General features: G+C 43.6%; 23 protein-coding genes. 5 read left to right on the top strand and 18 right to left on the bottom strand.

Features of this window, described 5'->3' with window-relative positions; genetic code table 11:
- Nucleotides 1-226 precede the first annotated feature (226 nt).
- The 5 genes from LDN30_RS09835 (at nt 227) to LDN30_RS09815 (ending at nt 6238) form a co-directional block, all read left to right on the top strand.
- Nucleotides 227-2008, top strand: a complete 1782-nt coding sequence (locus tag LDN30_RS09835; protein ID WP_223926465.1) for a hypothetical protein — start codon at nt 227-229, stop codon at nt 2006-2008.
- A gap of 171 nt (nt 2009-2179) precedes the next feature.
- Complete coding sequence (locus LDN30_RS09830) at nt 2180-2539, top strand: DUF3244 domain-containing protein (RefSeq protein ID WP_223926464.1); 360 nt, start codon at nt 2180-2182, stop codon at nt 2537-2539.
- 68 nt (nt 2540-2607) lie between these two features.
- Complete coding sequence (locus LDN30_RS09825) at nt 2608-2826, top strand: hypothetical protein (RefSeq protein WP_223926463.1); 219 nt, start codon at nt 2608-2610, stop codon at nt 2824-2826.
- An 80-nt stretch (nt 2827-2906) separates the two neighbouring features.
- Complete coding sequence (locus tag LDN30_RS09820; protein WP_223926462.1) at nt 2907-3698, top strand: GLPGLI family protein; 792 nt, start codon at nt 2907-2909, stop codon at nt 3696-3698.
- Nucleotides 3695-6238 (top strand): TonB-dependent receptor, encoded by a 2544-nt coding sequence (locus LDN30_RS09815; RefSeq protein WP_223926461.1) that lies wholly within the window; start codon nt 3695-3697, stop codon nt 6236-6238. The genes LDN30_RS09820 and LDN30_RS09815 overlap by 4 nt, the downstream gene beginning before the upstream one ends.
- Nucleotides 6239-6531: 293 nt before the next feature.
- Here LDN30_RS09815 and LDN30_RS09810 read toward each other — a convergent pair whose 3' ends face one another.
- The 18 genes from LDN30_RS09810 to LDN30_RS09725 all read right to left on the bottom strand — a co-directional run bounded on the left by LDN30_RS09810 (nt 6532) and on the right by LDN30_RS09725 (nt 25365).
- Complete coding sequence (locus tag LDN30_RS09810) at nt 6532-6789, bottom strand: hypothetical protein (protein ID WP_223926460.1); 258 nt, start codon at nt 6787-6789, stop codon at nt 6532-6534.
- 34 nt (nt 6790-6823) lie between these two features.
- Nucleotides 6824-7870, bottom strand: coding sequence for a PDDEXK nuclease domain-containing protein (locus LDN30_RS09805; RefSeq protein WP_223926459.1), 1047 nt, complete (start codon nt 7868-7870; stop codon nt 6824-6826).
- 95 nt (nt 7871-7965) lie between these two features.
- On the bottom strand, nt 7966-8808 hold the full coding sequence (gene dinD, locus LDN30_RS09800) for a DNA damage-inducible protein D (protein ID WP_028910806.1): 843 nt from the start codon (nt 8806-8808) through the stop codon (nt 7966-7968).
- A 75-nt stretch (nt 8809-8883) separates the two neighbouring features.
- Nucleotides 8884-9165, bottom strand: coding sequence for a hypothetical protein (locus LDN30_RS09795; protein WP_223926458.1), 282 nt, complete (start codon nt 9163-9165; stop codon nt 8884-8886).
- An 889-nt stretch (nt 9166-10054) separates the two neighbouring features.
- Nucleotides 10055-10870 carry a nucleoside triphosphate pyrophosphohydrolase family protein gene (locus LDN30_RS09790; protein WP_223926457.1) on the bottom strand — a complete coding sequence of 272 codons (816 nt, stop codon included), beginning with the start codon at nt 10868-10870 and terminating at the stop codon, nt 10055-10057.
- A 19-nt stretch (nt 10871-10889) separates the two neighbouring features.
- On the bottom strand, nt 10890-11465 hold the full coding sequence (locus LDN30_RS09785) for a hypothetical protein (protein WP_223926456.1): 576 nt from the start codon (nt 11463-11465) through the stop codon (nt 10890-10892).
- 45 nt (nt 11466-11510) lie between these two features.
- Nucleotides 11511-12368, bottom strand: a complete 858-nt coding sequence (locus tag LDN30_RS09780; RefSeq protein ID WP_223926455.1) for a hypothetical protein — start codon at nt 12366-12368, stop codon at nt 11511-11513.
- 20 nt (nt 12369-12388) lie between these two features.
- Nucleotides 12389-13468, bottom strand: a complete 1080-nt coding sequence (locus LDN30_RS09775) for a hypothetical protein (protein ID WP_223926454.1) — start codon at nt 13466-13468, stop codon at nt 12389-12391.
- A 59-nt stretch (nt 13469-13527) separates the two neighbouring features.
- The gene (locus LDN30_RS09770) at nt 13528-14109 is read right to left on the bottom strand and encodes a restriction endonuclease subunit S (protein ID WP_223926453.1); all 582 of its coding nucleotides are present in this window, start codon (nt 14107-14109) and stop codon (nt 13528-13530) included.
- Nucleotides 14045-14572, bottom strand: a complete 528-nt coding sequence (locus tag LDN30_RS09765) for a restriction endonuclease subunit S (protein WP_223926452.1) — start codon at nt 14570-14572, stop codon at nt 14045-14047. Before LDN30_RS09765 ends, LDN30_RS09770 begins: the two co-directional genes overlap by 65 nt.
- Entirely contained in the window at nt 14565-16415 is a 1851-nt protein-coding gene (locus LDN30_RS09760) for an HsdM family class I SAM-dependent methyltransferase (RefSeq protein WP_223926451.1), read from the bottom strand. The genes LDN30_RS09765 and LDN30_RS09760 overlap by 8 nt, the downstream gene beginning before the upstream one ends.
- 11 nt (nt 16416-16426) lie before the next feature.
- The gene (locus LDN30_RS09755) at nt 16427-16738 is read right to left on the bottom strand and encodes a HigA family addiction module antitoxin (protein ID WP_223926450.1); all 312 of its coding nucleotides are present in this window, start codon (nt 16736-16738) and stop codon (nt 16427-16429) included.
- 7 nt (nt 16739-16745) lie between these two features.
- Nucleotides 16746-17063: a type II toxin-antitoxin system RelE/ParE family toxin gene (locus LDN30_RS09750; RefSeq protein WP_223926449.1), complete on the bottom strand. Its 318-nt coding sequence runs from the start codon at nt 17061-17063 to the stop codon at nt 16746-16748.
- A gap of 85 nt (nt 17064-17148) precedes the next feature.
- A complete protein-coding gene (locus LDN30_RS09745; protein ID WP_223929376.1) occupies nt 17149-18927 on the bottom strand; it encodes a hypothetical protein in 1779 nt (592 codons plus the stop codon).
- Nucleotides 18928-19462: 535 nt separating this feature from the next.
- A complete protein-coding gene (locus tag LDN30_RS09740) occupies nt 19463-20512 on the bottom strand; it encodes a tyrosine-type recombinase/integrase (protein ID WP_223925625.1) in 1050 nt (349 codons plus the stop codon).
- Nucleotides 20493-21359 (bottom strand): tyrosine-type recombinase/integrase, encoded by an 867-nt coding sequence (locus LDN30_RS09735; RefSeq protein ID WP_223926447.1) that lies wholly within the window; start codon nt 21357-21359, stop codon nt 20493-20495. Before LDN30_RS09735 ends, LDN30_RS09740 begins: the two co-directional genes overlap by 20 nt.
- A gap of 89 nt (nt 21360-21448) precedes the next feature.
- Nucleotides 21449-22633, bottom strand: a complete 1185-nt coding sequence (locus LDN30_RS09730) for a tyrosine-type recombinase/integrase (RefSeq protein ID WP_223926446.1) — start codon at nt 22631-22633, stop codon at nt 21449-21451.
- A 362-nt stretch (nt 22634-22995) separates the two neighbouring features.
- A complete protein-coding gene (locus tag LDN30_RS09725; RefSeq protein ID WP_223926445.1) occupies nt 22996-25365 on the bottom strand; it encodes a restriction endonuclease in 2370 nt (789 codons plus the stop codon).
- Between the last annotated feature and the right edge of the window lie 5 nt (nt 25366-25370).

The following is a 25370-nucleotide window of genomic DNA, read 5'->3' as shown; positions in this document are numbered from 1 at the left end:
GTCGGCGGCTGTCGGCCGATGCCCTCGCACCGGCAGGCAATGTGATACCGTCGCTACACGAAAACAAAAAAAGTGGTAAGCCAGCGCTGATGTGCTGACTTGCCACTTTTTGTTTGCTAATCTCTTCTGCCATGCAAAGTCGTTTATGGGGGCTTCTCGCCCCTGGTCCCTTGGTGTTTTCAGGTATAGATTATTGAGGTTACACCTGTCAACCGATTGCACTTCTATGTTGAACTTGCCAATCGGTGACTTAGCAATGTCAAGCGAGCTTGCCATTGCTTTCGCCACTTGCTTACTGGCAATGAAACACAAGCAATGTGTAATCAAAATTAACAATGGTAGAATAATTTATAGAAAAATCGTAATTTTAACGCATATATTGAGTAATTGTTGTATTTTTGTAAATCAAATGAATGTAAATATGAGAATTGCTATAAAAGTATTGTGTGTAGTATTCTTTCTACCACTTATAGTTTCTTGCGGAAACAAAGTCCAGTATAAAACTTTGTCGTCCTTTATACCTATGGCCGAGAAACATCCTGATAGCGCATTGACTATTCTAAACAAGATTAATCAGGCAAAGCTTTCCAACAAAGAACTTGCAATCTACTCATTAGTTTATACTATTGCACAAGATAAATCAGGGCTTGATGTTGATAACGACTCGTTGCTACGCATTGCATACAATTGGTACAATGCCAAGCCGGATGATAGTTTATATGCAATATGTGAGTATTATATGGGAAAATACTATGCACTTAATGATAGCAGTGAAAAAGCACTAAAATGTTTTTCTAATTCCATGAAATCGGCAAAACAACAGTGTGATAGTATCACATTGAGTCTTGCTCTTCAGCGATCCTCTGCAATAATACGTACATACGATCCTAATTTAGCTATAAAATATGCCAAAGAATGTGTGTCCCTTTACAACAATGCTAAAGGAGCTACAAACGTTAATAAAGTTTATTCGATTTTAAATTTGGCAGAATGTCTTTCCTATAAAAATGGAACATTAAACGTTTGTATATCGCTTGCGAAGAAAGCTATTCATATATCAATTAATGAAAAAGACTCATCTGCAATTGCTGACTCATATCAAGACTTATGTGAATTTTACAGTTTGGAAAATTATAGTGACTCTTCCATATTAGCAGCTAAACTGGCATACCGTTATAGAAATAAATACGATGTTCCAGCCATATTATCTTACGCACAGGCTTTGTACATGACAGATTCTTTGAAACAAGCAAGTATTTTATTAAACACCATAAAGGCTGATGACTACCAACAATATGGAGATTACATATATTCGTTGAAGCGTCTAATTGCCATGAACGAACAGAAATATGATGAGGCAAATACATTTGCGGATTCATCGGAAATATACCTTACTCGCAAAAACAATACCAACTTAGCAGCAAAGGACAGATACTATAAGCTCTTAATCAATAAGGAGACAGCTAGACTTATAGCCCAAGAGAAAAGCAAGCGAATAACTATACTATCCATAGCAGCATTTGTTATAGCAATAGTTGTAGTTATCTTTATTATATTTCTATCAAAACAAAAGAGACAAGAACTGGAAGAAAAAAATAAGCAGAGTCAGAATTTACTCCGAACTGAAATAACTCACAAAAACACACAACTGACAACTATACGTAACTTTTTAGAACACAAAATTGATATAATGGGCAAACTGGAAAAAATTAAAACCAGCTCCAAGAGAAATGTAGATTTCAAAAAAGAAGATTGGGATGAAATGGAGATATTTCTCAATAACACTGACGATGAATTTGTTGAGAGGATAAAAAATCAATATCCAGCACTTACATCAAAGGATGTGCATTTTATTATGTTGGTAAGACTGAAAGTTCCAATCTCAGTCATTGCCACAATATATCATATAGAAGGAAAGTCTGTAAGACAAAAACTCTTTCTCATAAAATCTAAAATAGGCCTGAAAAATAGTAAGATTTCGGCAAAAGAGTTCATAGAAAACTTTTAGAGAATGACTAATTTCTTCATTTTTAGATATTCTAACTTAGTAATATTGATTCTAAATTATTGATTTTTAATAACTTACAAAAAATTCATTAATAACCATTTTTAGATATGTTTTGTTTGCAAAGAAACTAATAAAGGACTAACTTTGCATCGATGAACAACGAAATAGCTTATGAAAAAGTTTTTTGTGCTTATAATATTAACAACGATTATATGTACTGCTCAGGTTGCAGCTAAACCAATAGTATTGCGTAAGGAGGGATTCTTCCAACACAAAGGAATGAGAATGCCATCTTCGACATTGTTGTATGCCGATATTGAAGAAGATGTATTAACTTTGAATGTTTCTAACTACTATGGTATAGTAAATGTGATTGTCAATAATACGCAAGGGGCTAATATCTTTTCGGCAAATTCTTTTGTAGAAGGTAAGAGTACAATAGTTTTTAATCTACCAGAACTATCTAATGGAGAATATATTATTACAATAGAATTAGATAACACTGTATACAGCGGAAGATTCGTGATGTAATAAATTAATTGACGAATAACGATGTGCACAATCGCTATAACATTTATTAATTTTAAAAAGAAAAGAACATGAAGAAATTTTTGATGACACTTGGCTTAGTTCTGAGCCTTAGTCTGTTCCCTTTCGGTTCTGCGTTTGCTAATAATGGGAACATACAACAAGTTTATACTGTTGTGTTGTTTGAGGATGGAACTTATCAGCGTTTTGATGGCTGCCTTACAGACGCTCAAGTAATTGAGGTATACAGAAATTGGTATGCTGCTCATCCAGAATATGGTCCATTCTAGATACGCCAATAAAAAGAATCTTCTTGTGTCTTTAAGGATGCAAAAAGATTCTTTTACTAATTAGTGATATTTCTGAAACATTGAAAAGGTTATTATTATTTCTATCATTATTATATGCTTGTTCTGTATATAGTATCACTGTTACGTATAGGACCACCTATAAGTTGACAGAGGACGGACAGCGGCAGACGTGTGACAATATCCTTGATATTGGCGACAGTAGCTCGTGCTTCTACAATTTTAAAGGCTATCGTTCCGATGTTGTCACCGACAGCCTTTTGGCCTGTGGCTATAACCCATATGAGGCTATTGGGTTGTTGGGGAAAATGAAGCTCGTTGGACCAGGGACAAGATATGCAGTGTTCAAGAACTATCCAAAAGTGGGTGAGTTAACATATGCCGAAAATCTTATAGACGATTATGTCTATGAGGAAAATATCCCACAGTTTGACTGGAATTTGCTCGATGCTGATACGGTCATCCTCGGATATACTGCTTATAAGGCAACTACTAAGTACCGTGGACGTACTTGGACAGTCTATTATGCTCCCGATATAACGGTCAGCGACGGCCCATGGAAACTATGCGGATTGCCGGGACTTATCCTCTATGCCAGGGAATCGGAAGGAATATTCAAATTCGAAGCTGTCGTAATCGCCAACGGACTATCACGAGAGTCGCTGGTACCATGGAAGAAGAAAATGAAGCACTGCTCTGCCAAGGAACTTGCGTCACTGAAGAAACTACATGCATGGGACAGCAACCAATTCTCACAGCAGACATGGGGATTTAAATCACAGATGTATGACGCTCAAGGCAGACTGATGCCGCCGGAACATAAAAAAGCTTGCTTACTGGAGGAGACAGAATGAAGAGACTTGCAACATTACTCCTATTGCTTGTCATAGTTGTCCGTTGTCTCGGGCAGACATATCATGGCAAGATTTCCAATGCTGACGGTAAGGCATTGGAAGGTGCTACTGTGATGTTGCTCAATGACAAAGGTAATCCGGCAGGTTTCAGCCGCAGCCTTACAAATGGAGAATTCTCAATAAGTCCGCAGAGAGGCAAATCAGCACAAGCCATACAATTCTCTAAGATGGGATTTGGGACTAAGAAGATTCCATTAGAAGAGTTTAAAAATGGTGCAACATATATCTTGGAAAATAAGACCTTTGAACTCAAGGAGGTAAAGGTGACCCCCGACAAGGCTTTTCAGCGCGGCGACACTACAACATATCTTGTTTCGGCATATATGCAGAAGCAGGATCGCAGCATAGCCGATGTGCTGAAGAAAATTCCCGGTATTGAAGTACGGCAGGACGGGCAGATAAGTGTTGATGGAAAGGCTATAAACAAATTTTATATAGAAGGTATGGATTTGCTTGGCGGAAAGTATTCCTTGGCAAGTGAGAATATCGATGTCCAAAAGGTTAGCCGCGTGCAAGTGCTTCATAATCATCAGCCTGTGCGTGTGCTCCGCGATGTCAACTTCAGTGAGCAGGCTGCATTAAACATCGTTTTGAAGGATGACGCACGGAATGTTTGGCAGGGTGTTGTAGAAGCTTCTGGTGGTCACACCCTTCAAGGCGATGGTTCGTGGATTCGGGACGGTAGGTCGCTCGCCATGTTTTTTGCAAGGAAGATGCAGAGCATAAGCATGCTCAAGACTAACAATAATGGTAAGGATATTTCACGCGAAGTTTCAGACCTTGCCAATGAAAACACCGAATTTGACGATGGTGCACAGCTGTTTAATATAAGTCTTACAGATCCATTGCTTGACCAGCAACGCTACACATTTAACAACACCAATCTCTTAGCTACCAACTGGCTCTTCAAGCCTAACAAGGATACAGACCTCCGGTTCCAAGCCGATGCCCTCTTCGACAAGACCAATCAGAATATGAGCCGCTCGACGACATTCATTGATGCCGTTCCCGATGGCATCACTATTACAGAGGAGCAGAGCGCATTCAGCAAACGGAATGAATGGAAGGGTGAATTATTGTACAAGCTCAATTCCGACAAGGCCTTTGTAAGCAATTCATTTCGCGGGTATGTCGACTTTAATTATTCGCGGGGTTTATCAATACTAAACGAAAAGGAGGTCCAGCAGAATGTGGAACCACGGAAAAGGTATATCGACGATAATTTGAGGGTAATAAAGAAATTGCCGAACAACCATAGTATTTCTTTTACAACACGTCTCCATTATGGTTATCTGCCAGGGAAACTCCTTCTTCAGGACGGGAACAGTGAACGGCTTGGCATCCACAATCTGCTTTGGAATGCATCATCTTACTTCCGGCACAAGCTTGCGGGAATATACCTGACATGGCGAATCGGGGCTGAATATAATGACCAACGGCAGAACATTGACAATCCAATGACAAAAGCCACGGATCAATATCAGCGGTTCGACGTGTGGCTGGCTCCGTCGGTGTCATACAAGTCGCAGTCGTTCAGTATTATGGCTACAGGCAGGACAAGTCTTGTAAATAGAAGATTGCACGGTATGAAGCGATGGCAAACTGTGTTTCAGCCTACATTGATGATGGAGTATAAGCTTAATGGCTATGTAAGCACTAATCTCAATTACGTCAATGCATGGAGTCCGTTTGCTCTTTCTCAATCATCTGATTTACCATTGTACACTGATTATATGTCACTGACTCAAGGAGTTGGAGCGTTGATGAATTCCCGCAATCAGATGGTCATGCATTCATGGCGGTACAGCAATCCCGTGCGTGGTCTTACAGGTTCTGTTGACTTTACATATAACCACACTATCGGTATTCCTCTTTACAACAGTTCATACGCGAACGGGTTCTATGTGCGCAAGGCGAGTGGCGAAGAAAGCGATGCCGACAATTATATAATAAATGGCCGAATAAGTAGAGCTCTTGGTTGGGGACGACTTTCTATTGCCCTTTCTGGCTCGATTAATTGGTACGACTATGACCTTATGCTCAGCGATATCCGCACTCCCATTAAGCAGCGCCATTCCACTATTGGTCTGGAACTCTCATGGCATCCATTGCCATGGCTGTCTGCCGAGGAGAAAAGCGGTGTCAACTTCAACCGCCAGAGTTCGTCTTCATCGGCTATAGAAAACATATCACTGCGATATTTCCGGCACCAGCTAAATATTTTCCTAATGCCGGGTAAATGGCAGATAGAGTGCATGAATGAATATTACCATAGCAACGACAATACTATTTCAAACAACTACTTCTGCGATATTAAAGCGAGCTATAGGACAAAGACTTATGAGGTAGGGGTAACTTGCACAAATATATTCGGCACGACGGATTATGAACGCCATATAGTCAACTCATTCACTCGTGCTTTTACCATGAATATTCTTCGCCCGCGCTCGGTACTCTGCTTCTTTAGCTTCTCTATCTGATATTCCATTGTAGGCTTTCAAACTGATTAGATCTAATTGGATACAAAAAAATAATTGAGGAGGTTTTTCCCAAAGCCGTGGTTGTGCCAGTGCAGGGAAGGGCTTCATGCCCTTCCACAAACTATGTTCGACCTGTTTTCCCAAATCGGCGGTGGTGTTTCAAATCGGTGGTGTTTTTGTTTGACTGGCATGTATATCGGCTAACGGGTGTAAGTCCCTAACAGGCCCCAGTAATGGGAACTGTCCAGCCAGAGAGACAAGGGTGTCCATCGTGAGTTGGAATCTGAAAGAAGTCAGCGGCATCCATCTGCTTTGCATTGGTATGCTTTAGCAAGATAGGGCCTCAATTTTCCAAAGAGAATGTCACCTGCCTGAAAATGGTTAGCCAGACCTTCTGCCTTGATATCACTTTGCACATATTTTCCAGTAAATGACTCGATATTTTCCATCCCTACATATTGTAAGCCGTTTGGGACAATCTTTTCATTTATAAGTTGCAATTTGTATTTTAGTTTTATAGCATTCCAGTGGCTCGGTATCTCTCCGATCACTTCACTCCGCTGTCTTTGTATGAATCGTATCGTTTCATTTCTTCTCTTTCTTTTCTTCGATGTTGCTTGCCAATCTCCTCACCTGATTGATCTGTTCGATGAGCTGGTCAGAGGTAGGGAGATAGAGCTGGTACTTGCTTGCAAGGATTGTCTTGTTGTCTTCAGGCAGTGTCAGCCGCACCGCCGTATCGTTCTTGTCCGTACACAACAGTATGCCTATGGTAGGATTCTCCTCAGGCTGCTTCTCATACCGGTCGTAATAGTTGACGTAGAGTTGCAGCTGACCTAAGTCCTGATGGGTCAGCTTGTGCGTTTTCAACTCTATGACGACAAAGCACCGCAACAGCCGATTGTAGAACACAAGGTCTGCGAAATATTCGTCATCCTCTATAAGCAGCCGTTTCTGTCGGGCTACAAAGGAGAATCCTTTGCCCAGTTCAAGAAGGAAGTCGGCTATATGGGAGATCAAAGCGCTCTCCAAGTCCTTCTCATAATAGGCAGGCTTCCGCTCCAGGCCGAGAAACTCCAGAACCATGGGGCCCTTGATAATCTCCAACGGTGATTCGGGCGTGCGCTCTTTCCGTGCCACAGCCAGCACCTTTTCCTTGTCATTGCTCATCAGCAGCCGCTCATACAACATGGAGTTGATCTGCCGTTCCAGCTGACGCTTAGACCATCCCTCATTAACTGCTTCCAGTTGATAATACTCCCGCTTATCTTTATCAGGAATAGCAATTAGCAGCTTGTATTGCGACCAGTTCAATTGCGAACACAGTGTATTCGCAATTGGATAGGTACGATAAAATTTGCGGCACATCTCTAATTGTCTTACCGAAAACCCACTGCCATATACAGGTGTGAGATTCTTTGACAATGTATCTAAAAGATACGATCCGTAATCGGCACGTTCCTTTCCCTGCTGCTCCTTCTCGAATATCCGCTTACCGATGTTCCAGTACATGAGCACGCGGGTGTGGTCGATGCTTCGGGCTGCATGATGACGGGCCTGATCGATGATTGCCCGTATTTCATCCACAAACCCCTTGATGTTGCTGTTGGCTATGCTGCGATGGTCTTCCATGCTTACAATTAATTTTGATTCAACTCATCTTCCAGATTCTCTTCACTCCGCTGTCCTTGTATGTCGAGTATCTCTTCATTGGTTAAAATTTTCGATTACTTTTTCTTCTTGTCGCCTTTGTTCTCTAAAGCCTTTTTGTTCTCACTCGCAAGTCTACGCTCAACCTTCTTGACATCTTCGGCGGGCGGAAGATTCTCAGGAACAATGCCTCGTTGAATCATCATGTTTCTAACTGCGCGATTGTTGTCAATGTGCTCTTGGGATATCTGTGACTCCCCATATAAGTCTTTCTGCTGCACATTGACATTGGTCATCTCAGCAGCAAAGTCCTTAGCCTTAATGCTGATTGTAGGCAGAAAATCAGCTACTGCACGCGAAACGGGAACACCCATTTTGCGTTTCATCTGTAATGTGGACAGGCGAAAGAGTGCTTGGTCGCCTTTGGAACGAATTCTAGCGAAACTCTGCCCGTTAATTCCCCTCTCATACAAAACACCAGACAGCCGCTTCTCTGTATCCTGGAGCTTTGTGCGCGCCTTGACACGTTCTATCTCTGCGAGTCTTTTCTCAATGATTTCAGCCTTACGCGTTTGGATGGCGAAATAGGTCTGGGCAAAGGCAATCTGCTCTTTACGCGGGTCTCCATTTTGTGCAACAAGATAACAAGCATAGCGAGTAAGCATGATGTCATCAACTTCTCTTTCGGATCCACTTCCCAGCTTGACCATTTTCCTGACGTCAGGAAAATGGTCGGCAACTACATGACCAGCGTTTTCGCAAGACACCTTCGCCTTGTCAATAACTTTAGAGAAATTCTCCCACTTGCTGTAGCCTAAGAGTTGTTGGAGATCTCTTGCACTCCAACATTCAACTCCATCAATATCCATGGCAGCCGACTCAAAGTCGTTGTAGTATTGTATTATAACTTCCTTCTTCATTGATATAATGCTTATGGATTTGTAAATCAATCATTCTATCGTTTTCCTGACGTCAGGAAAACGATAGTCGATTTATTATTTCGTGACGCTGAGAATCTCCTCCAACAGTCCATCGGTCTCCTGCTCGATGCCGGTGATGTCTGCCACGATGTCAGGAGCACTGCGGAGCTGCACGGGCTTGTAGAAATACTTGGTGAACCGTGAGGTGTTGCAGAAGGGATAGCCCGTGATGGAATACAGCTGTACATCCTGTGCACTTTCGAGTATTCCGAGCTTCGACAGCACTTCCTTTCGCTTGAGCACCTGGTCGTGTGTAGGCTCAAGGAGAATATCAAGACGGCGGCAAGCCTGCCCCAAATTTTCTGAAAAATCTGTCGAAAACCGGAGGCCTGTCCTTGCAGGATGCCGCTTGCGCTAACTTTGCAAAGGAAAAATCAGAGGCGTAAGGTGTGGCGGAGTAAGGAAACCAGTAGGACAAGTGAAAATTCTGACCTCATGAGGTACACGCCAAGTATTCCACATCTGGAAGTTCGTGCGTCCTGCCGCATGGAAGCTCAGAAACCGAGATACGAATGACATCACCACGGGAGTGAGGAGTTCGCAAAAAGAGATGGCCATACATCTGTCAGGTAGTGGCCGGCGGCTGTGACGAGTGAGCGGTAGAGAGCTATCCGAAATGGCAGTGTCCGGTGAGAAGCGAGCGCCTGGCGCGCACGTCCTTGTGGGGGAGCCAACCGCAGTCCCCCGGTGGATTGCATGGAAGGTCTGACAGGAGGATGCCTCACCCCTGGTCCCGTTCAACAATATAAATTCAGAGATGGCCATGGAAGCGAATACCTATGAGTCCCATGACAGCGTGCAGGCATTGGCAGATGTCGGCCTCACCCTGGCCCTCTCCAAAGGGAGAGGGAACGCCAATACCAAGAAGGATGGACTGGAGATAGCTCGGGCTGCAGCAAGAGCACCTTCCACAAGGCGCGCTGCGCCTCCTGCCGAAGATGCCCATCGGGCATACCGCATAAGATCAATGGGCGGCTTGCCTCTGGATGGAGGTAGTCAAAAGGAGTGGTGAAGTTCGGTAAGGTGCCGGTGGCGGCTCAGCTGATGCCGAGGATGGTCGGTGATGCCCTCGCCGCCCAAGCCGAAGGTGCGTAGCACCGCTGGCAAGGTGCAGCCAGCCCACAGGGCGGCGCACGAAAAGGGGCCGGACACCGAAGCGCCCAGCCCCAACAGAAGCCAGCCTGTTTTAGCGGTTGTCGCCTTCGCCATGGATGACATCACGACGTTGGCGCGATTTAATCTTTTCGATGTTCATCTTGGCAATGTCCTCGAGCGAATAGCCTAGGTCATTGGCAATGGAAGTGAGATACCAAAGCACATCGCCGAGTTCCTTGGCGATCTCCTTGCGGTTGCTTTCATCGAAGTTGCCGCAGTGGTCGCGAATAACTTTCTTCACCTTGTCGGCGACTTCGCCGGTTTCACCGGCAAGGCCAATGGTTGGGTAGATCACTTTGATGCCCTCGTTATAGATGCGAGTGGAACTCGCTTCGGTTTCATATTGATCAAAAGTCATACTGAGTTCCTCCTCTTCAATTTCTGGTTCTATTGACTTTGGCTCGGGCTTTCGCTCCACGCGCTTCATATTGAGGAACGGACGGATGTCGTTGAAGAGCTGGGCCAGGTTGACAACTTTGTTGTCAGCCAAAGCCCTCACGTGTTGGATCAATCCGTTAGGACTGCGTCCCATCTTATCGGCCATCTCCTCGATGCTGTTTGATTGGTGGAACATGCTAAGCAGAAGTTTGTCGTCAGCTGGCGAATAAGGACGGCCGAAGTTGACATAGACGCCAGTCACTGGCAGCGTCTGGTTCTGCTGCCGTTCCTTAAAGCCCTCGGGCACTACGCCGGTATTGAGCGCAGACAGCTTGCGTGCTTGGATGAGTACGGCAACGTTCGTGCGCCTCTCAAGAGCCTTGGTGATTTCGCCGAGGCTCGCGCCAGCCTTGGCCATCGTCTTGATGGTCTCGTTCTCCTTGGTTGTCCAGAATAGTTTATAGGGCATCTTCTATCTTTATAACTTATTATAAATCGTCAGCCACTTTATCTTGGTGATCGAAGTAATTTTTTAGATCAATGTAATCTATATGTAAACTATAATAGTTAGGGTATATTAAATTGACAGCATCGCGTTGTTGATACAAATCGATTTCTCCATATTTTGTGCCAAAGTCATCAGAAGGATAAACTCTGAAGACAGGTCTATCTATACCTTCTTCGTTTGAAATTTCGCTATCCGTTTCTTCTCCGTCATACTTTTGAGACAGAGAATTTTTTATTTCATCATATAACTGATTACAATATTCTTCAGAAGTCTCTGTATAGACAGCCTTAGCTCGATAAACTATTTTTGACTTGTTGTCATAGTAGACTATAATTTCGGCTTTATGTCCGGCAAAAATACCATCAAAAGCCCTACAGCCAACTGGGAAAATCTTACTTAATTTTGGATTATAACTAACACCCTTATCAGCAATTTTTTTTTGGAAAGTAGATATAGTACCATCTAATGGAACACCCATAAATGTAAGATGTTTTTGAGCTACAGATGATAATGAAGATAGCATCATTATCATTATTGTCATTATAACCTTTTTCATGTCCTTGTCTATTTGAGCGTTATCAAATAATTGGAGTATACGTAATTAATTCTTGAAGTCGTTTAGTTTCTTGTCATCATCAGACATTTCAACAGTTTTAGACTGCGAATTGACCGACGTTTCGCTGACAAAGATGATTTGTCCTCGCATGTGTGTGTAGAACTCTGAAGTAAGTCGCTTGAAATAGCCTTTTCTGAAATGAGGTCTCTTCGTGCCCTTAGCTGTTTCCTTCACCTTGTCCGAGGTCACCAGAATGACACTATCATCTTTAACTCTATATGATGTGGCATTGTTGGTATCAGGAACACCATCTTTAACACATTCTGGGAAGCATGCCATGTAGGCCAATAGGTTTACAGCTAATCTAAAGTTTCTGACAACCCCAATAGATGACTCGTCTGTTCCTTTCTTAGCCTCTTCGTATTGAAGCTCATGAATTTGACCTACCCCATCATCGCTTACAAAGAATAGGGCTACCGTTTCATCAGGCATTAATGCGAACGAGTAAGCTAATCCAATTTCCTCAAAAGGAATATGTAGAGCTATGCTGTATTTGATGTACGGTATTTGATCGAGATCTTGAGTATGTTCCTTGTCCCCATTCTCTCTCAAATATTGCTTAATATTTGCAAGGTCTTTGAGTGGTATTTCGCCAAGGAAATCATATAGCTCTTTTTGCTCGAACCAAATATGTCGGAACTTATGTTTGAAGTCCGCATACCAGAAATTCAACGATAGAATCTCTGCTTGACGAATTAATCTGTTTGGTCGTGACAAAGCGAAGCGACGTGATTCTGTATAGAAAACGTCGCCACTCTTATCTTTGCGAGTAGCTCCCCACTTACGGTACATATCCCACATCTGTCGGAGAGGAATGCTGTATGTTACTTTATTTTTGGTCACAGGATTAAGAGTTGATTAGGTTACTTCGTAAAGCCTTCTGGCACCAATTCCAGCTTGTTGATAGATTCAAAAGCGGAACTGAGTTGGTCGTAGACATTCAGTACATCACGATAGTCCCAGTATTTAATGGCATCTTTGATCTGAGGAAGCGAAGTCACCTCCTTCTTGATTTTCTCTATCTGCTCAATATCGCTAACGGCGATAATTCCCTGGACAGCCTTGTTACTCTTAGCCTTCATGAGGTTGAGAATAAGACTGTCAATGGAGCCTGAGGTCTGAACCTCGAAAACATAGATTACTCTACCCATGTTGCCGATTGAAGCCTCCCAAACGGCATCGACGACTGCACCATCTGCTACCTTCTCTTCAGTTGATGCTTTGAAGCCGAGGAAAGTGCCGATGTCCATTATACGGTCTCTTACATCGTTGTGGATGAATTTCGACTGCTTTTTCGTCGTTTTCGGCTCTTCCTGTACTGTATTGTCTTCTGCTGGGATATCATCTTGAAGTTCCTGCCAGATGAAGTAATCGAACGAAAGGAGGTCGGTTATTTCTTCTGACTTCAGATCCTTTGCTTTATCTATCAGCTTGCGTCCTGTGTCGGAGAGATAAGCATACATCTTACCATCGAGGCTTGCATAGTATTTGGGAGTCTTGGGTATTTCTAACTTTAAGAACGATGTCTTAGCTTTGTTGTTCCACAGGATGTACTTCTCCGGATACATTTTATTCAACAACTCGCTCATGACAGCTGGGCCAATTCCTTTGACCTTACTACGGAATTCATCCCATCGCGTTTCAATAGACGCATCACCATAGAGAAGATTGGTAAACTGTTTTTGCAGAGTTTCCAATCCGTTTGAGGCAATGATGCTTTCTATGTGGTTCTGTTTATTGCCCCACATGCCCATTGCCCAGAGTGATGATAGAAGATCAATCAGACCTGCGGCATCAATCTCGGAAAGTTTCTTCTTGTCGTATGCTTGGATATGCTCCGACATCTCTTTCCGTTCCTGTATATCTTTGGCTACTTGCTCTTGGTTGCCCTTAGCCCATTTGATATATCGGCTTATAGCAGATTTGTATACTTGTTCATTCATATTATAGATTTTCTGTAATAATTCATATAACGCACATTGCGTGCTAATATTGATTGTTTCTAGCTGTTGTATTCTATATTGTCAAGATTTGAAATAGCTTTGTTATGGATGGTTTCCATATATGCCTCCATGTAATCCCAGTTGGGCTGTTTAGAGTCGTCGCATGGTAGTAAAATTTCATCTGCCATAATTTTGTCTTTAGTTACTGCATCTCCCCAAAAATACCGGTTTCCAAGCGTTGCTCTAAGGACGGCTATCAAGTAGAGATAAATGTAGCAATTGCCTTCGATATTCTTTAAGTGCATCTCAAAGTTATGACTGTCATTTGAAACGAAATCTTCCTTTTGATATGTTAGGGTGAAAGTTTTCCCACCCACTAAAATACAGTTGCCTTTAATTAGCTCGTAACGGCTTGCATTAATCATTGCTGCGACTCCATTGTTTACGCCGCTGGCAGTAACGTATGGAGTTGATCCACTTCCATCTTCTATGTCTCTGATAAGAATATTACCTGTATTGTTGGCTTCAAACATATCTTTTATTGCGAACTTTTTCCAACCGTTTACTTTTATTTTGTTAGAGATTCTGGGGGGTAATAACAGATTGTAAGCAGTCGAGGTTTTTCTTTGCCCGATTGTCAACTTTGCGCATATAGGCGTCCATATATGACCAGTCCGGTTTACCTTCCTTATCAATCGGCAGAAGTATTGTTTCTTTCTTCAGAAGGTCTGGAAATAAACCAAAACTATAAGTATATTTCTCTGCAATAACATCCAAGCAAGTTGCTAAGAATCGACATGTCCAAGAGCTCAATGAACGCGTATCTATATAGTAAATGTCGCGACCTGAGCACCATTCTTCTTCTTGATAAAAGAAAGATGCATTTTCAGATCCAAATGAAATAACTCCACTCGGGCTCGTTTCAAGACTATTAGTTTTGAGAACTCGGTATTTCATACCATTATTGAACTTGCTTCGAACAATGTATGGGATACCATCAGTCGACTCTTTAACCTCCCTCGTATGATATACATTAGGTTTATATATATCAAACAATTGGCCTATCATGAACTTTCCCCATAATGTAGTATCAACCTTACTCATGTTCTTTCTCCTTGATTTTAATGATGGTTGTTCCTTTGTCAGATGCCACGGCGCTATCATAGAGTACTCTCTGCATGACCTTGTCATTAAAGTCTTTTGCATCAATACCTCTTATGTACATCTCATAGTCCATTACCGTCTTCATGAAATCTTCTTCATAAATTTCAAAAGGCTTTTCGGGCATTTGATATGATAAATGCTCTTTAGGATTTATTATCTGTCTCGTCTTATATTTCCAGTCATTACCATCCCGTATGGCTTCTGCCCAATAGTCCTCTTTCTCCTGCCATACGTTGTGAATGTCTTGTCTGCCTTGATTCTTAACTGTTTGCAAGCCATCATCTTCAATATAGTAGCCTATTATATTTCGATGCCCTTGTGGTGTGCCTGTGACAAATATAAAAATGGATGTGGTTACACCAACACCAAAGAATAAATTCTCTGGTAATTTGACAATTGTTAGGAGCGTATGTTTCTTTAAAACTTTATTTCCATAGCGCTTGTCAGTGAGATCTTTTTCAAGTTTTTTATCTGGGAGAATAAAAGCGCACTTGGTGCCCTGTGGGACATAGTCCAGAACATTTTGAACAATCTTCATGCATCCGTACTTACGTTCATAAGGCGGGTTCATCAAAACTTTGGTGATTCCTTTCTCTGTTATCCATCGACATGCTTCATCGCTTCGAGTGTCCATCTGCTCCAGATTAGTTTTGCCATCTTTGTGTATCAACATGTTTGCGCAGGCCAAGGCAAAAATCTCTCGGTCGAATTCGATTCCAAAAAGATGGCATTTCTTAATTTCAGCAGCCTCTTTTGTGTTGACACCGCCTGCCTCCTTCATCATGTTCGACATTGCTTTTACAAGGAAGGCACCAGATCCACAAGTTGCATCGAGGACATAGTCTGATTTGTGTACATCTATCAGTCGATACATGAGAGATGTGATATGGTCGGGTGTAAAGACCTGTCCAGCCTCTGACTTTTTCTTGTATCTATTGAACTCGTTGAAGAAGATGCCCATCACATCCTCTCCGTTCCAATAATCAGAATTTACACATTCTGAAATGCGCGATACCCAAACAATGAAATTGTCTATAGCTTCTTGGTTTGATGTATAGTTCATCTTAATTTCAGAATAAACCTCAAGTAGCAAATCCAACTTCAAGTTCTGCTTCCGGTCATCTTCGATTGACTTAGCAAGCGTGCTAAGGATAGAATTCTTCAAAGTAGAGAATTCCATTCCTTTTACCAACAAGGCATCATACCGCTTGGCAACTAAAGTGCAAGCGGTGAATATCATCCTATGATATAAATTCTTGATTCCGAAATCGACATGCAATGTGTCATTGATGCGCTTGGTCAATGAATAGATTAAGGACTTGTCGATAGTATTGGTGTTGAAGAGTTTCTTGTAATACTCTTTGCCTTGGAGAGTAGGAGCGCAACCTTTGACTTCCTCAAAATCAGGGTCGTTTGATACTGTGATTAGTGACTGCTCTAATTGAACGCCGGCATGTTTGAATGTGCGCACCTCCTTTCCGTTGTACAATATGCCTACGGCATGGTTGTACTTGCGAGCAACTATGCGAACATTCTTATAGATTTCTTCAACCCATTTGGTGTTGGCGAGATCTTCTTTTTCTGATTTCGTTTCAAGAACTATAGCGACATCCTTCAAGTCGTTAGGCAGATACCATCCATCAGGCTTATCACTAACCCCTTTAAACCCTAATTGGTTAAAGGTGGTAATCTGTCCAGTCCCTTGTTGTATGCCTGGTTCTTTCTTGTCAAAGCCAAGAATGATCTTTGCTTCATCTCTGACTTCGTCCTCTGTTCTTTCCATTTACGCTTTAGTTAAAGCACAGCTGCAGTCTGTGCGATTTTCTTTAATCTGTCAGCCAATGTTGTGTTCTTGCGCGCTGTCTGCATGTCATATTTGAGTTGCAGGCGCATGAGCGCATCAGCCGGGACATTCAAAGCAGCCTCGAATATCAACGCGGATGTCGTAGTCATCGAGCGACGGCCATTGAGTATTTCGTTTAGTACGGAATAGCCCATGCCTATGCTATCAGCAAACTTACGCTGCGAGATGCCGCGTGCTTCGAGTTCATCCTTCAGCACTTCGCCGGGATGAGTTGGATAATATCCATAACCTAAACTTGCCATATCTCTATTACTTATAATGGTTCGACAATTCCAAAATATTGCAGATGGTCAATGTTCGTTCACCATGGACGACCTCAGATCTGAACTCTATGCGATATTGATCGTTCACCTTTACTGACTCTCGGTCTTTCTTGTCGCCAACGAGAGCTTCATATCCCAGAGCCTTGAAACGAAATAAATCTTCTATCCTTTCGAGAGATTCCATTAGGTTAAGTACCCTGATGTACTTGCGTACAATCTGGGGTTGGAAGCGATGTTTCTTATCGCTTGCTTTACCATCATAGTAAAGTTCCCGAAGGTAATCTTGTTCAAACCTTATTTCCATCTTGCATTACTTTGGTGCAAAGATAATAATAAGTTTTGAATCATTCGCAGTATTTGCGAACAAAATAATTAAATGAATTGATTTTTTACATCACCCCACCTGCTCCGACGGGATAAATGTCGTGCTGTGGGAACTTCTCGCAGCCGATGTAGAGGGTGTCGAAGGCGTCGGTGCCATCGGTACGGTGCTCGAGCAGGTCCTCCTCTGACTCCGGGTCTTTCTCCTTTGACTTGTTCTTGCGGAAGCCGTTGCGGCCACGCTCCACGCCTGCCGACTGGATGGCGAGGATGAGGTCGTCGTTGTTCTGCCGGTTGAAGAACGGCATGAGGCGCTGCTTGCCGGCGAAGCCCTGGTTGATGAGCAGGTACTTCTCGTCGTGGCGCATGGGGTTGCCGAGGTAGACGTCGATGACCTGCCACCCGTGTCGCTCGAACTCATGCTTCACCACCCAGTGGAAGTCCTGGTCGTTGACGGCGTAGTTGCTGCCCAGTGCGGTAGCGTCGTAGTAGAACACGACGGTGTGGTTGCCATGGGCAGCATAGTAACGGCAGAAGTCGCCGACGAGTGCTGGCAGCTTCCGCTCGTACTTCACGTAGAACGACTTCAGGACGTTCAGCCGGTTGCCGATGGGCTGGCCACAGACTATCCAGTTGATGTTGGCGTTGTAGTCCATGCCGATGCAGAGAGGGGCATCCTTTATCAAGTCGGCGTCTGCAAGGCAGCTGTCGACTGCCCCGTCGGCAATGGAATTGCCGACCACGGTGGCCTGCGAGTGGTTCGGCTGGAAGGTCTTCGGTGTGATGCCGTCGTCCTCGAAGATGGAGGCGTAGCCGAGGGAGTCGAGGTAGTTGAAATCGGACGCGTCGTACTTGTGGCGCTCCTGCATGGAGGAGTAGAAGCCGTCACGGGCGATGCCGAGTCGCTGGCAGAGGATGGACGTCTGGAACGTCTTCGGCGTGAGGTCGCGCTTCATCTCGCGGATGTATTCCTCCCCGAGGAGCTGGAGGTTCTCGAGGGTGGAATACTCCTTGTAGTAGACGGCGACCGAGCGCATCTTGTTCAGCGAGCGGTCGAGCCATTTCAGATAGTCCTTCAGATAGGGCGGTATGGGCTGGCGCTTCTGGCGGAGCTCGCTGATGCGCTGCTTCGTCTGCCAGATCTTGTAGATGGTGCCCTTAATGGTCTCGATGAGTTTCGGGTCCATCTTCTCACGGTAGTGCAGGAACCATGAGCCCTTCGTGGTCTGCGGCATATCGGAGAGGATCATCATCGAGTGGTTGAACGAGTGATGGCCGAAGAACGAGCGTATGCCGCCGTTTGCCGGCAGCGTCTCGTCCTTCAGTTTGTTGTAGTCGATGAACTTTGCCTCGTCGATGAGGAGCCAGGAGAGCGTGAGCGAGTTGCTGGAGCCCGGGCGGTCCTGCGAGATGATGATGGCGCAGGAGCCGTTGTAGAACGTGATGACGTGCTCATAGTCCGATGGCTCGGTGATGGGTTTCTTGAACGACTTCGGCGGCTTGCGGCCGATGACATAGTGGATGCCATTGATGTAGCCCCACCGCTTCCACGCGGCGAATAGCCCGGGGAGCGTGTTCGTCAAGCCGTGCTTGAACGTCGGCACGACGATGCCGCCTGTGGAGCCAGGCATGCGCTGCATGTTGCGGAGCACGAAGGGCGAGGCGATGGAGTCGGTCTTGCCGGTGCGTGTTTGACTGGCATGTATATCGGCTAACGGGTGTAAGTCCCTAACAGACCCAGTAGTGGGAACTGTCCAGCCAGAGAGACAAGGGTGTCCATCGCGAGATGGAATCTGAAAGAAGTCAGCGGCAAACATCTGCCCCGACGTACAGAAACCTAATACCAAGGCTTGCTTGCGAGGGTGAGGCGGCCGAAAGCGTCAAAGCCCTATAACTACTCGGAATCGCAAGGAGTAAATTAGGCGGGGATAAGGTGGAAAGTCGGTATACTTAACCAGTGAGGTCTCACGGACGCATGGGTGAAGATGAGTTATTCGATGCACCATGACGGAGTAAAGCTTGCCGTGAGAAGTCAGCAGAGGTCATAGTACCCAAGGCACGTGTGCCTATAGGGAAGGACTGAATCGTGCAGTGCAACAGTAAATGACTGCTACCTTGAGAGTCTTTTGTAGTCAGATGTCCGAAAAGGAACTCTCTATTCACAAGATAGGACGGAATCCGACAATAGAATAGAAGTGACGTAACTCGAAGGGATGGCTGAAAACAACTTGCCACACACCATAAGGTGTATAAGCGCGAAACCGCCGTATGCGGAACCGCACGTACGGTGGTGTGTTATGCGAACTTTTATTTAATGCGAACTTTTTGCTGTTGATGCTAATGGATATTGGCTAATGGGACGGCAAAAGTTCGCATTAAATTTTAGAAGTTGAACAGCTGCTCTATCTCATCATCGGTCCATTCCTGCTGGATATTCTTTGCCTCAGGAGTCTTCGACTGCGATGCAGCTTCGACCATCATCTCCATGGTGATGTCCAGATAGTGCATAGTCGTCTCGATGTTCTCATGACCAAGCAACTTTGATACAACAGGAAGCTGGTGGCCTTCCTTGATCCAGTTTGTTGCCCGGGTATGCCTGAGTTGATGGGAGTGAAAATCGAGTGGCACATCCGGGTTCAGCTTATGCGCCTCGGCTGCATAGGCTTTCAGTCTCTTCGAGATGGCTCTTTCCGACAACTTGGCCTTGATGCCTTTGTAAGTGGAGAAGAACAGATAGTCCTTCGGGTTGGGTGATGGCCCATGGACACGGGATATGTACAATCGGAGCTGCTCCACAACAGACTTGTCCAAGGGCATTGACCTGTATTTGTTGCCCTTGCCAAGCAGAGTAACATAGGATTCGCCTTCACCGTTCTTACATAGGCAAAGGTCTTCTATGTGTATTGACAGTGCCTCGTTGAGTCTGCCGGCAGTCGCATACAAAAGACCCATCAACACGGTGTCGCGAAGGCCTGTCTTCGTATGCACATCCGGCATGTTGATTATCAGTTCAAGAACCTGGTCAGTAAGGCTGCACGTCTTGACAGGGACCGTTTTCAGGCAATGGATATTCTTAGCCGCAGCATAATACTGCACATAGATGATGTCCTTGGTACTGATATATTCAAGGAAGGCGACAAGGTTGCTTCGCCGGATGTTGATGCTCTGTGGCTTGTTTCCACGTTCATCAGCAAGCCATTTCTCCCATTCCATAATCTGGTTTCGTGACAGCGCATTATCAAGAGTAAAAGACTCAGAGACAATGTGCTTGGCTTTTGCAAGATACTCTATGAAGAAGAGTTTCAGGCTTGCCTTATAAGATGCGATGGTGTTGGCTCCAACAATCGAGCGACACTGCTGGATCCACTCTTTGTACAGTGAAGACAGCTTTGCATAGGTCTCCCTGTTAGCTTTAGAATCGGTTTTCTTCATGGGGCAGTTGGTGTATGATGTTGTTTATATTCTCGGAACTAAGTCTGATTAGCACTTCAGAGTACTGTGCCGTAAGGGAGTAATAGTACAAGGTCTGCTTGATAGAAGCATGCCCCATACTGTTGCTCAGCGCGACGACGTACTTATACGCTTCGTCGATGTTCATGCCACTCATGGCATTGAAGTTGGCGATGGCATAGTTGTGTCTGAGGTGGTAAGCAACTGCTGGTGTAGTATTGTACTTATGCCAGAAACGAGAGAACCAAGTGTCGATATAGCCACGTCCCAACTTCCTTCCGGCACCGTTCAGGAAGAAGTTGTATCTGTGTTGCACAAGCCGGTTTACCTGCTCATCATATCTTTTGAGCAGCATCAACATGTCATCATTAACCACTACTTGGTGCTGGCGATAGCCCTTAGTTCGGCGGATGTTGATAACGCCGCTAACCAAGTCAACATCTTCTGTCTCCAATTCTCTGACCTCAACAGGACGCAAGCCATTGCTATACATCAGTTTGAAGATAACCTTGCAGGTGAGCTCATTGATTTCGTTTGGGAACACTGCTTTGTAGAAGTGATACTGGTTTATGGCCATGAAGAAGTTCTTGAGTTCCTCTTCCTTTAAGCGGACTAGTTTATGTGTTGGCTTGCTCCATTTTACTTGGACATGGACCGCGACATCAGTATAGCCACGTTCGTTGGCATAATCCAGGACACGGCGGGCATCCTGAACCCTGTTGTAAAACGAGTTGTTTGCCTCCGCATCCCGGCGTTTGCACCACTCGTCAACAACATTCTGCAGGAAGTACGGGCCATGTCTTTGACAGAAGTAGACAAACGTATACACGTTCGTCCAAAGCGGCTTTCGACCGGAGAATTTCCTATATTCTTCACACTGGGAAACGATTTCTTTGATGGTAAGCATGATAGAAGGTTTTATGCAAACTCGCTGATAGACAGCGAACATCGTTTTAATAGTTCAAGATCGGAGTTGAGATACCTAAGGGCGGAAGAAGGATCCCGATGACCCAACATGGCAGACACTATCGCTGGGTTCGCACCGGTCTCTATCAGAGATGTTGCCATGTGATGCCTAAACAAATGCAGCCCCTTCCGCTCTCCTTTGTTGGCATGAACGCCTGCTACTGACAGCACATCAAGGCTGGCCTCATACATATCTTGTCTTGCCAGGCGGCCTTTTGTCTTCTTTCTGATGAAGATATATGGTGACTGGCTTGGCGGGCGCTCCAATCTTACATAATTGACTATAAGGTTGCTGCATATAACGTCCAATGGAATAGTCAACTCCATACCCGTCTTCTGCTGCTTGATATGTATGACCTTCTTCTTGAAGTTTACGTTATTGCAGGTCAAACTGGATATGTCCGATTCTCTCAAACCAGCATAAAAGGCAAGGCTACAGATAGCTTTTGAACGATAAGAAACGGAGGCATCATCACTGATCAAGATCTTTTCCACGACTGCACTTTCATCCTTGGAAAGTCCGGGGTATATAGTGGTGCCAGAAGGACAATCGGGAAGCATGGCTACAACTCTGTCACCTATACCTTCCTCCCACAGGTCCAGACACTTCAGGATGGCATTCCGTATCCTGCGGGAGATGGTACGGCCGCGCGTCTTGCCGTCTGAGCCATTGAAGTAAGCGACAACCAGTTGTTCTGTTACATTCTTGAGAGATTGCACATTGTGCTCGCTCAGGTAAGCACAAAAAGACCAGACTGCATCCACATAGTTTTCGATTGTTCTTGGTGATAAAGTTGTACTGGCCAGACGTTTCCGCAACGTAGATATTAAAGAGGTGTATTCCGATGGCAGACTCTTCCGCTTGTGCTGAACCATGGGCAAGGAGCCTTTGCTGATATAATCGCATATCTTATCAACGAGGCTTATACGTCTGTGCGTCTGAGACCATCCACTCTTGGCCGAGGTTATCAACATCTTCTTGTATTCTTCAATGCTGAGAGTTGGATGACTTGCCGCAGTCTCTACGATGTGTTTGAACTCATAACAGTAAAGATCAGCATTGTCTTTACTGGATTGCTCCTCAATATACTCAAGCAATGGCTTGATGTCAGAGCCTGCTATGTCTTTTATCTCCATAGGCGTAGTTATGTTACGCCTGCAAAAATAAAAATTTAATGCGAACTTTTTCCGTCCGGTTAGCCAATATCCATTAGCATCAGCGGCAAAAAGTTCGCATTAAATAAAAGTTCGCATAACACACCTAATGCGAACGTTCGCATTAGGTGTGAGAGGGTGGTGAACACGAAAATAGGAGATAAGCACCTATGATTAGTGTTTACCTCCTACTCGATTTCGGTGTATCTGATGTCTTTCTCGCAGTGGTTTTATTTTTGACACCGACAGACTCGGAGATTCTGAATCATCCGTTACCTCAGAATATACGAGCGGTAGCGAGCGCAGTCTTTGAGTTGGGACGATGCGGATGGCATCGGACGTGATTATTTCCTAAACTTGATAAGGTCACGCCCCAATATATATATAGGTCTGCCATCTGCATATTCCTTTGGGAGTTTCATATTTTTCACTACTTCAGCTACGTAATTTTTTTTATCAAAATCTATTATTTCATTAACGTCAAATTCGCCGAGTGAGATTTCCTCATCAAAGAAATAGCAGAAGTACCTCTCATGATGTGGATTGGTATAGCCTGTATCTATCATCTGTTGCTTACGCAGTTCACCAGTATTTCTTACTCTGAATGCATAGCGAATTCCTTCACTTTCTTTGCCATACTCATAAAGTAAGACAAATTTAGCATGCCTGATATAATCTCGACTCTTTACAACACCACCACGCTCTTCCTTTCCTAACCGAACATTATATGCATCATTACGTTTCTTACCTCGCCTACTGAAAATCCAATTAAGTTGTTCAACACCATTAAATCCGCCAACCAAGAAGTAAGTATCTGGATAGTTCTCCAAATGATGCATGGTTAGTAACCCCTTTGGAATCTCAATATGAGGACGAGGTTCTACAATGGGCATCACATTCTTTGGCAATAATTTCGGATCCACGCCAAGAGGGCATTTTGCGACATAGAAATCCTCTTTTAGTTTATGTAAAACTGCATCATTCTCATCAGATATGCGTTGTCTAATAATAGCATCATGCTCTTTTTCAGGCTTGCGTAAGGCAAGTGAGAAGTATTGTTGACTGCTACCTTTTCGATCTTCAAACGGATGATAGACCTTGCCTAAGATGGATTGGAAGTTTTGTCGGATATAAGTTTCTGGCTCAATGTCTGAATGAGCTGTCATAGCGTAAAATTCAAAGTTGGCCTTAAGCATTTCTTGAATCTCATTTCGGAACATTTTTCGCACCTTATTTCTCCATTCTATCTTTGTAGCTTTATTTTCTCTGCCATATAATGCGATAACAAACAAGAAATTGACATCGTAGTGAGCCAGTAAAAACGTGTCTCTATCAAATAAGCGATTTTCAAACTGTCTGCTAATATGAAATGGTTTCTTATCTGTTGCAAGATGAATATCATCTTTTGGTTGAAGTTCCTCTTGGCTTGCACTTATAAAAAAGTTAGGAATCACATTATATCCTTCTGTTAGGTCATCTCTCAATTTGACATGCCCCACCTGTTCTTCCGGTTTGCCATCGTTGAAAAGATCCAAATTCCATTGTATCACGTTCCTTGCATAAGTAAATTGCTTATACACACTTTCTCTACCTAACTGATAACCTCGCTTATAGTATTTGGAATCACCGATATAATAGATATTTTCATCTCTGTCATTATTGGTGAGCTCTTGATACTGGTACATATGATCCACTCTCTTTCCATCTTCTTGATCAAGAAGTTCTTTAGGTAGTACTTGATCTCCAGCTATCAGTTCATCTATTATAGCCTCAAATACAACATGGAAACTTTTTACCAAAAGATATTCCTTAGATTCAATATTCAAATTGATCTGATAAGGATGCTCAAAAAATGCATAACACAATTCCCATAGTTCCAAAGACTTATCAGAAAAATACTTATATTTTATCTGTTTCAGCCTCGTTTTTCCGTAGCCTTTTATGTACCACTCAAATTTCTTTCCTCTTATTAGTTCGAAGTTAATATTAATATTTACAGGAAATCCATACGAATCCTTCAAATACTGAAGGATACTAAAGAATATTATGAGCAGTTCTTCATCAAAGTTAATCTGTTTTTTCTTATTAATAGGATTCAAGTAAGCAACATCTTGGTGACCTAATGACATATTAGAAGATGCCACCAAAGCCTGCGACTTTGATATTGTGCGAGTCCAATTTATTTTATTGAAACCAGAGTGAATGTTCTTTAAAGTGAACATTACAAAACTTTCATTATCCTTATTCCACTGTTGCAGAGCAAGTAAGACATCAAGGAATGTATTTGCTTTCCTTCGTTTTGAATGCCCCATTACTGGTGCTTGCATGTAGAGTACTAAAGAAGGCTCTGTCTTCTTCTTGCCCCTTCGTTCGTCATATTCATGCTCTTTAAAAACGTAGATAGCGCGATAGATCCAGACAGACAAATTATATATAAATTTGTATTCTTCAGACTTCAAATCTTTGCAGTCCTCAATATTTATTATATCGAGAGGGGATATGTGTCCAAATATTAATTCCTTACCATCGACCTTCTCCAACAGAACTTTGGGCAGTATGAACACACAATCTCGTACCTCAGGATCTGGGTTAAAGTAGTAGCCTACATAACTGAGACTTACCTTACCATTTGCATCCCGAAGTACGTCTAATCCCTTGAGTATTTTTTTTATTTTCTCATAGGGATATTGGTATTCTTCAATTAGAATATGCATCTACG

Origin of the sequence: Prevotella lacticifex, assembly GCF_019973375.1 — a bacterium.
Lineage (GTDB): Bacteria > Bacteroidota > Bacteroidia > Bacteroidales > Bacteroidaceae > Prevotella > Prevotella lacticifex.
This window is presented reverse-complemented; position numbering and strand designations above follow the sequence as displayed.

Coding starts and splice junctions, on each gene's coding strand:
- LDN30_RS09835 (WP_223926465.1), top strand. CDS start 227: ATGTTGAACTTGCCAATCGGTGACTTAGCAATGTCAAGCGAGCTTGCC.
- LDN30_RS09830 (WP_223926464.1), top strand. CDS start 2,180: ATGAAAAAGTTTTTTGTGCTTATAATATTAACAACGATTATATGTACT.
- LDN30_RS09825 (WP_223926463.1), top strand. CDS start 2,608: ATGAAGAAATTTTTGATGACACTTGGCTTAGTTCTGAGCCTTAGTCTG.
- LDN30_RS09815 (WP_223926461.1), top strand. CDS start 3,695: ATGAAGAGACTTGCAACATTACTCCTATTGCTTGTCATAGTTGTCCGT.
- LDN30_RS09805 (WP_223926459.1), bottom strand. CDS start 7,870: ATGGAAGACCATCGCAGCATAGCCAACAGCAACATCAAGGGGTTTGTG.
- dinD (WP_028910806.1), bottom strand. CDS start 8,808: ATGAAGAAGGAAGTTATAATACAATACTACAACGACTTTGAGTCGGCT.
- LDN30_RS09790 (WP_223926457.1), bottom strand. CDS start 10,870: ATGCCCTATAAACTATTCTGGACAACCAAGGAGAACGAGACCATCAAG.
- LDN30_RS09785 (WP_223926456.1), bottom strand. CDS start 11,465: ATGAAAAAGGTTATAATGACAATAATGATAATGATGCTATCTTCATTA.
- LDN30_RS09775 (WP_223926454.1), bottom strand. CDS start 13,468: ATGAATGAACAAGTATACAAATCTGCTATAAGCCGATATATCAAATGG.
- LDN30_RS09765 (WP_223926452.1), bottom strand. CDS start 14,572: ATGAGTAAGGTTGATACTACATTATGGGGAAAGTTCATGATAGGCCAA.
- LDN30_RS09760 (WP_223926451.1), bottom strand. CDS start 16,415: ATGGAAAGAACAGAGGACGAAGTCAGAGATGAAGCAAAGATCATTCTT.
- LDN30_RS09755 (WP_223926450.1), bottom strand. CDS start 16,738: ATGGCAAGTTTAGGTTATGGATATTATCCAACTCATCCCGGCGAAGTG.
- LDN30_RS09750 (WP_223926449.1), bottom strand. CDS start 17,063: ATGGAAATAAGGTTTGAACAAGATTACCTTCGGGAACTTTACTATGAT.
- LDN30_RS09740 (WP_223925625.1), bottom strand. CDS start 20,512: ATGAAGAAAACCGATTCTAAAGCTAACAGGGAGACCTATGCAAAGCTG.
- LDN30_RS09730 (WP_223926446.1), bottom strand. CDS start 22,633: ATGGAGATAAAAGACATAGCAGGCTCTGACATCAAGCCATTGCTTGAG.
- LDN30_RS09725 (WP_223926445.1), bottom strand. CDS start 25,365: ATGCATATTCTAATTGAAGAATACCAATATCCCTATGAGAAAATAAAA.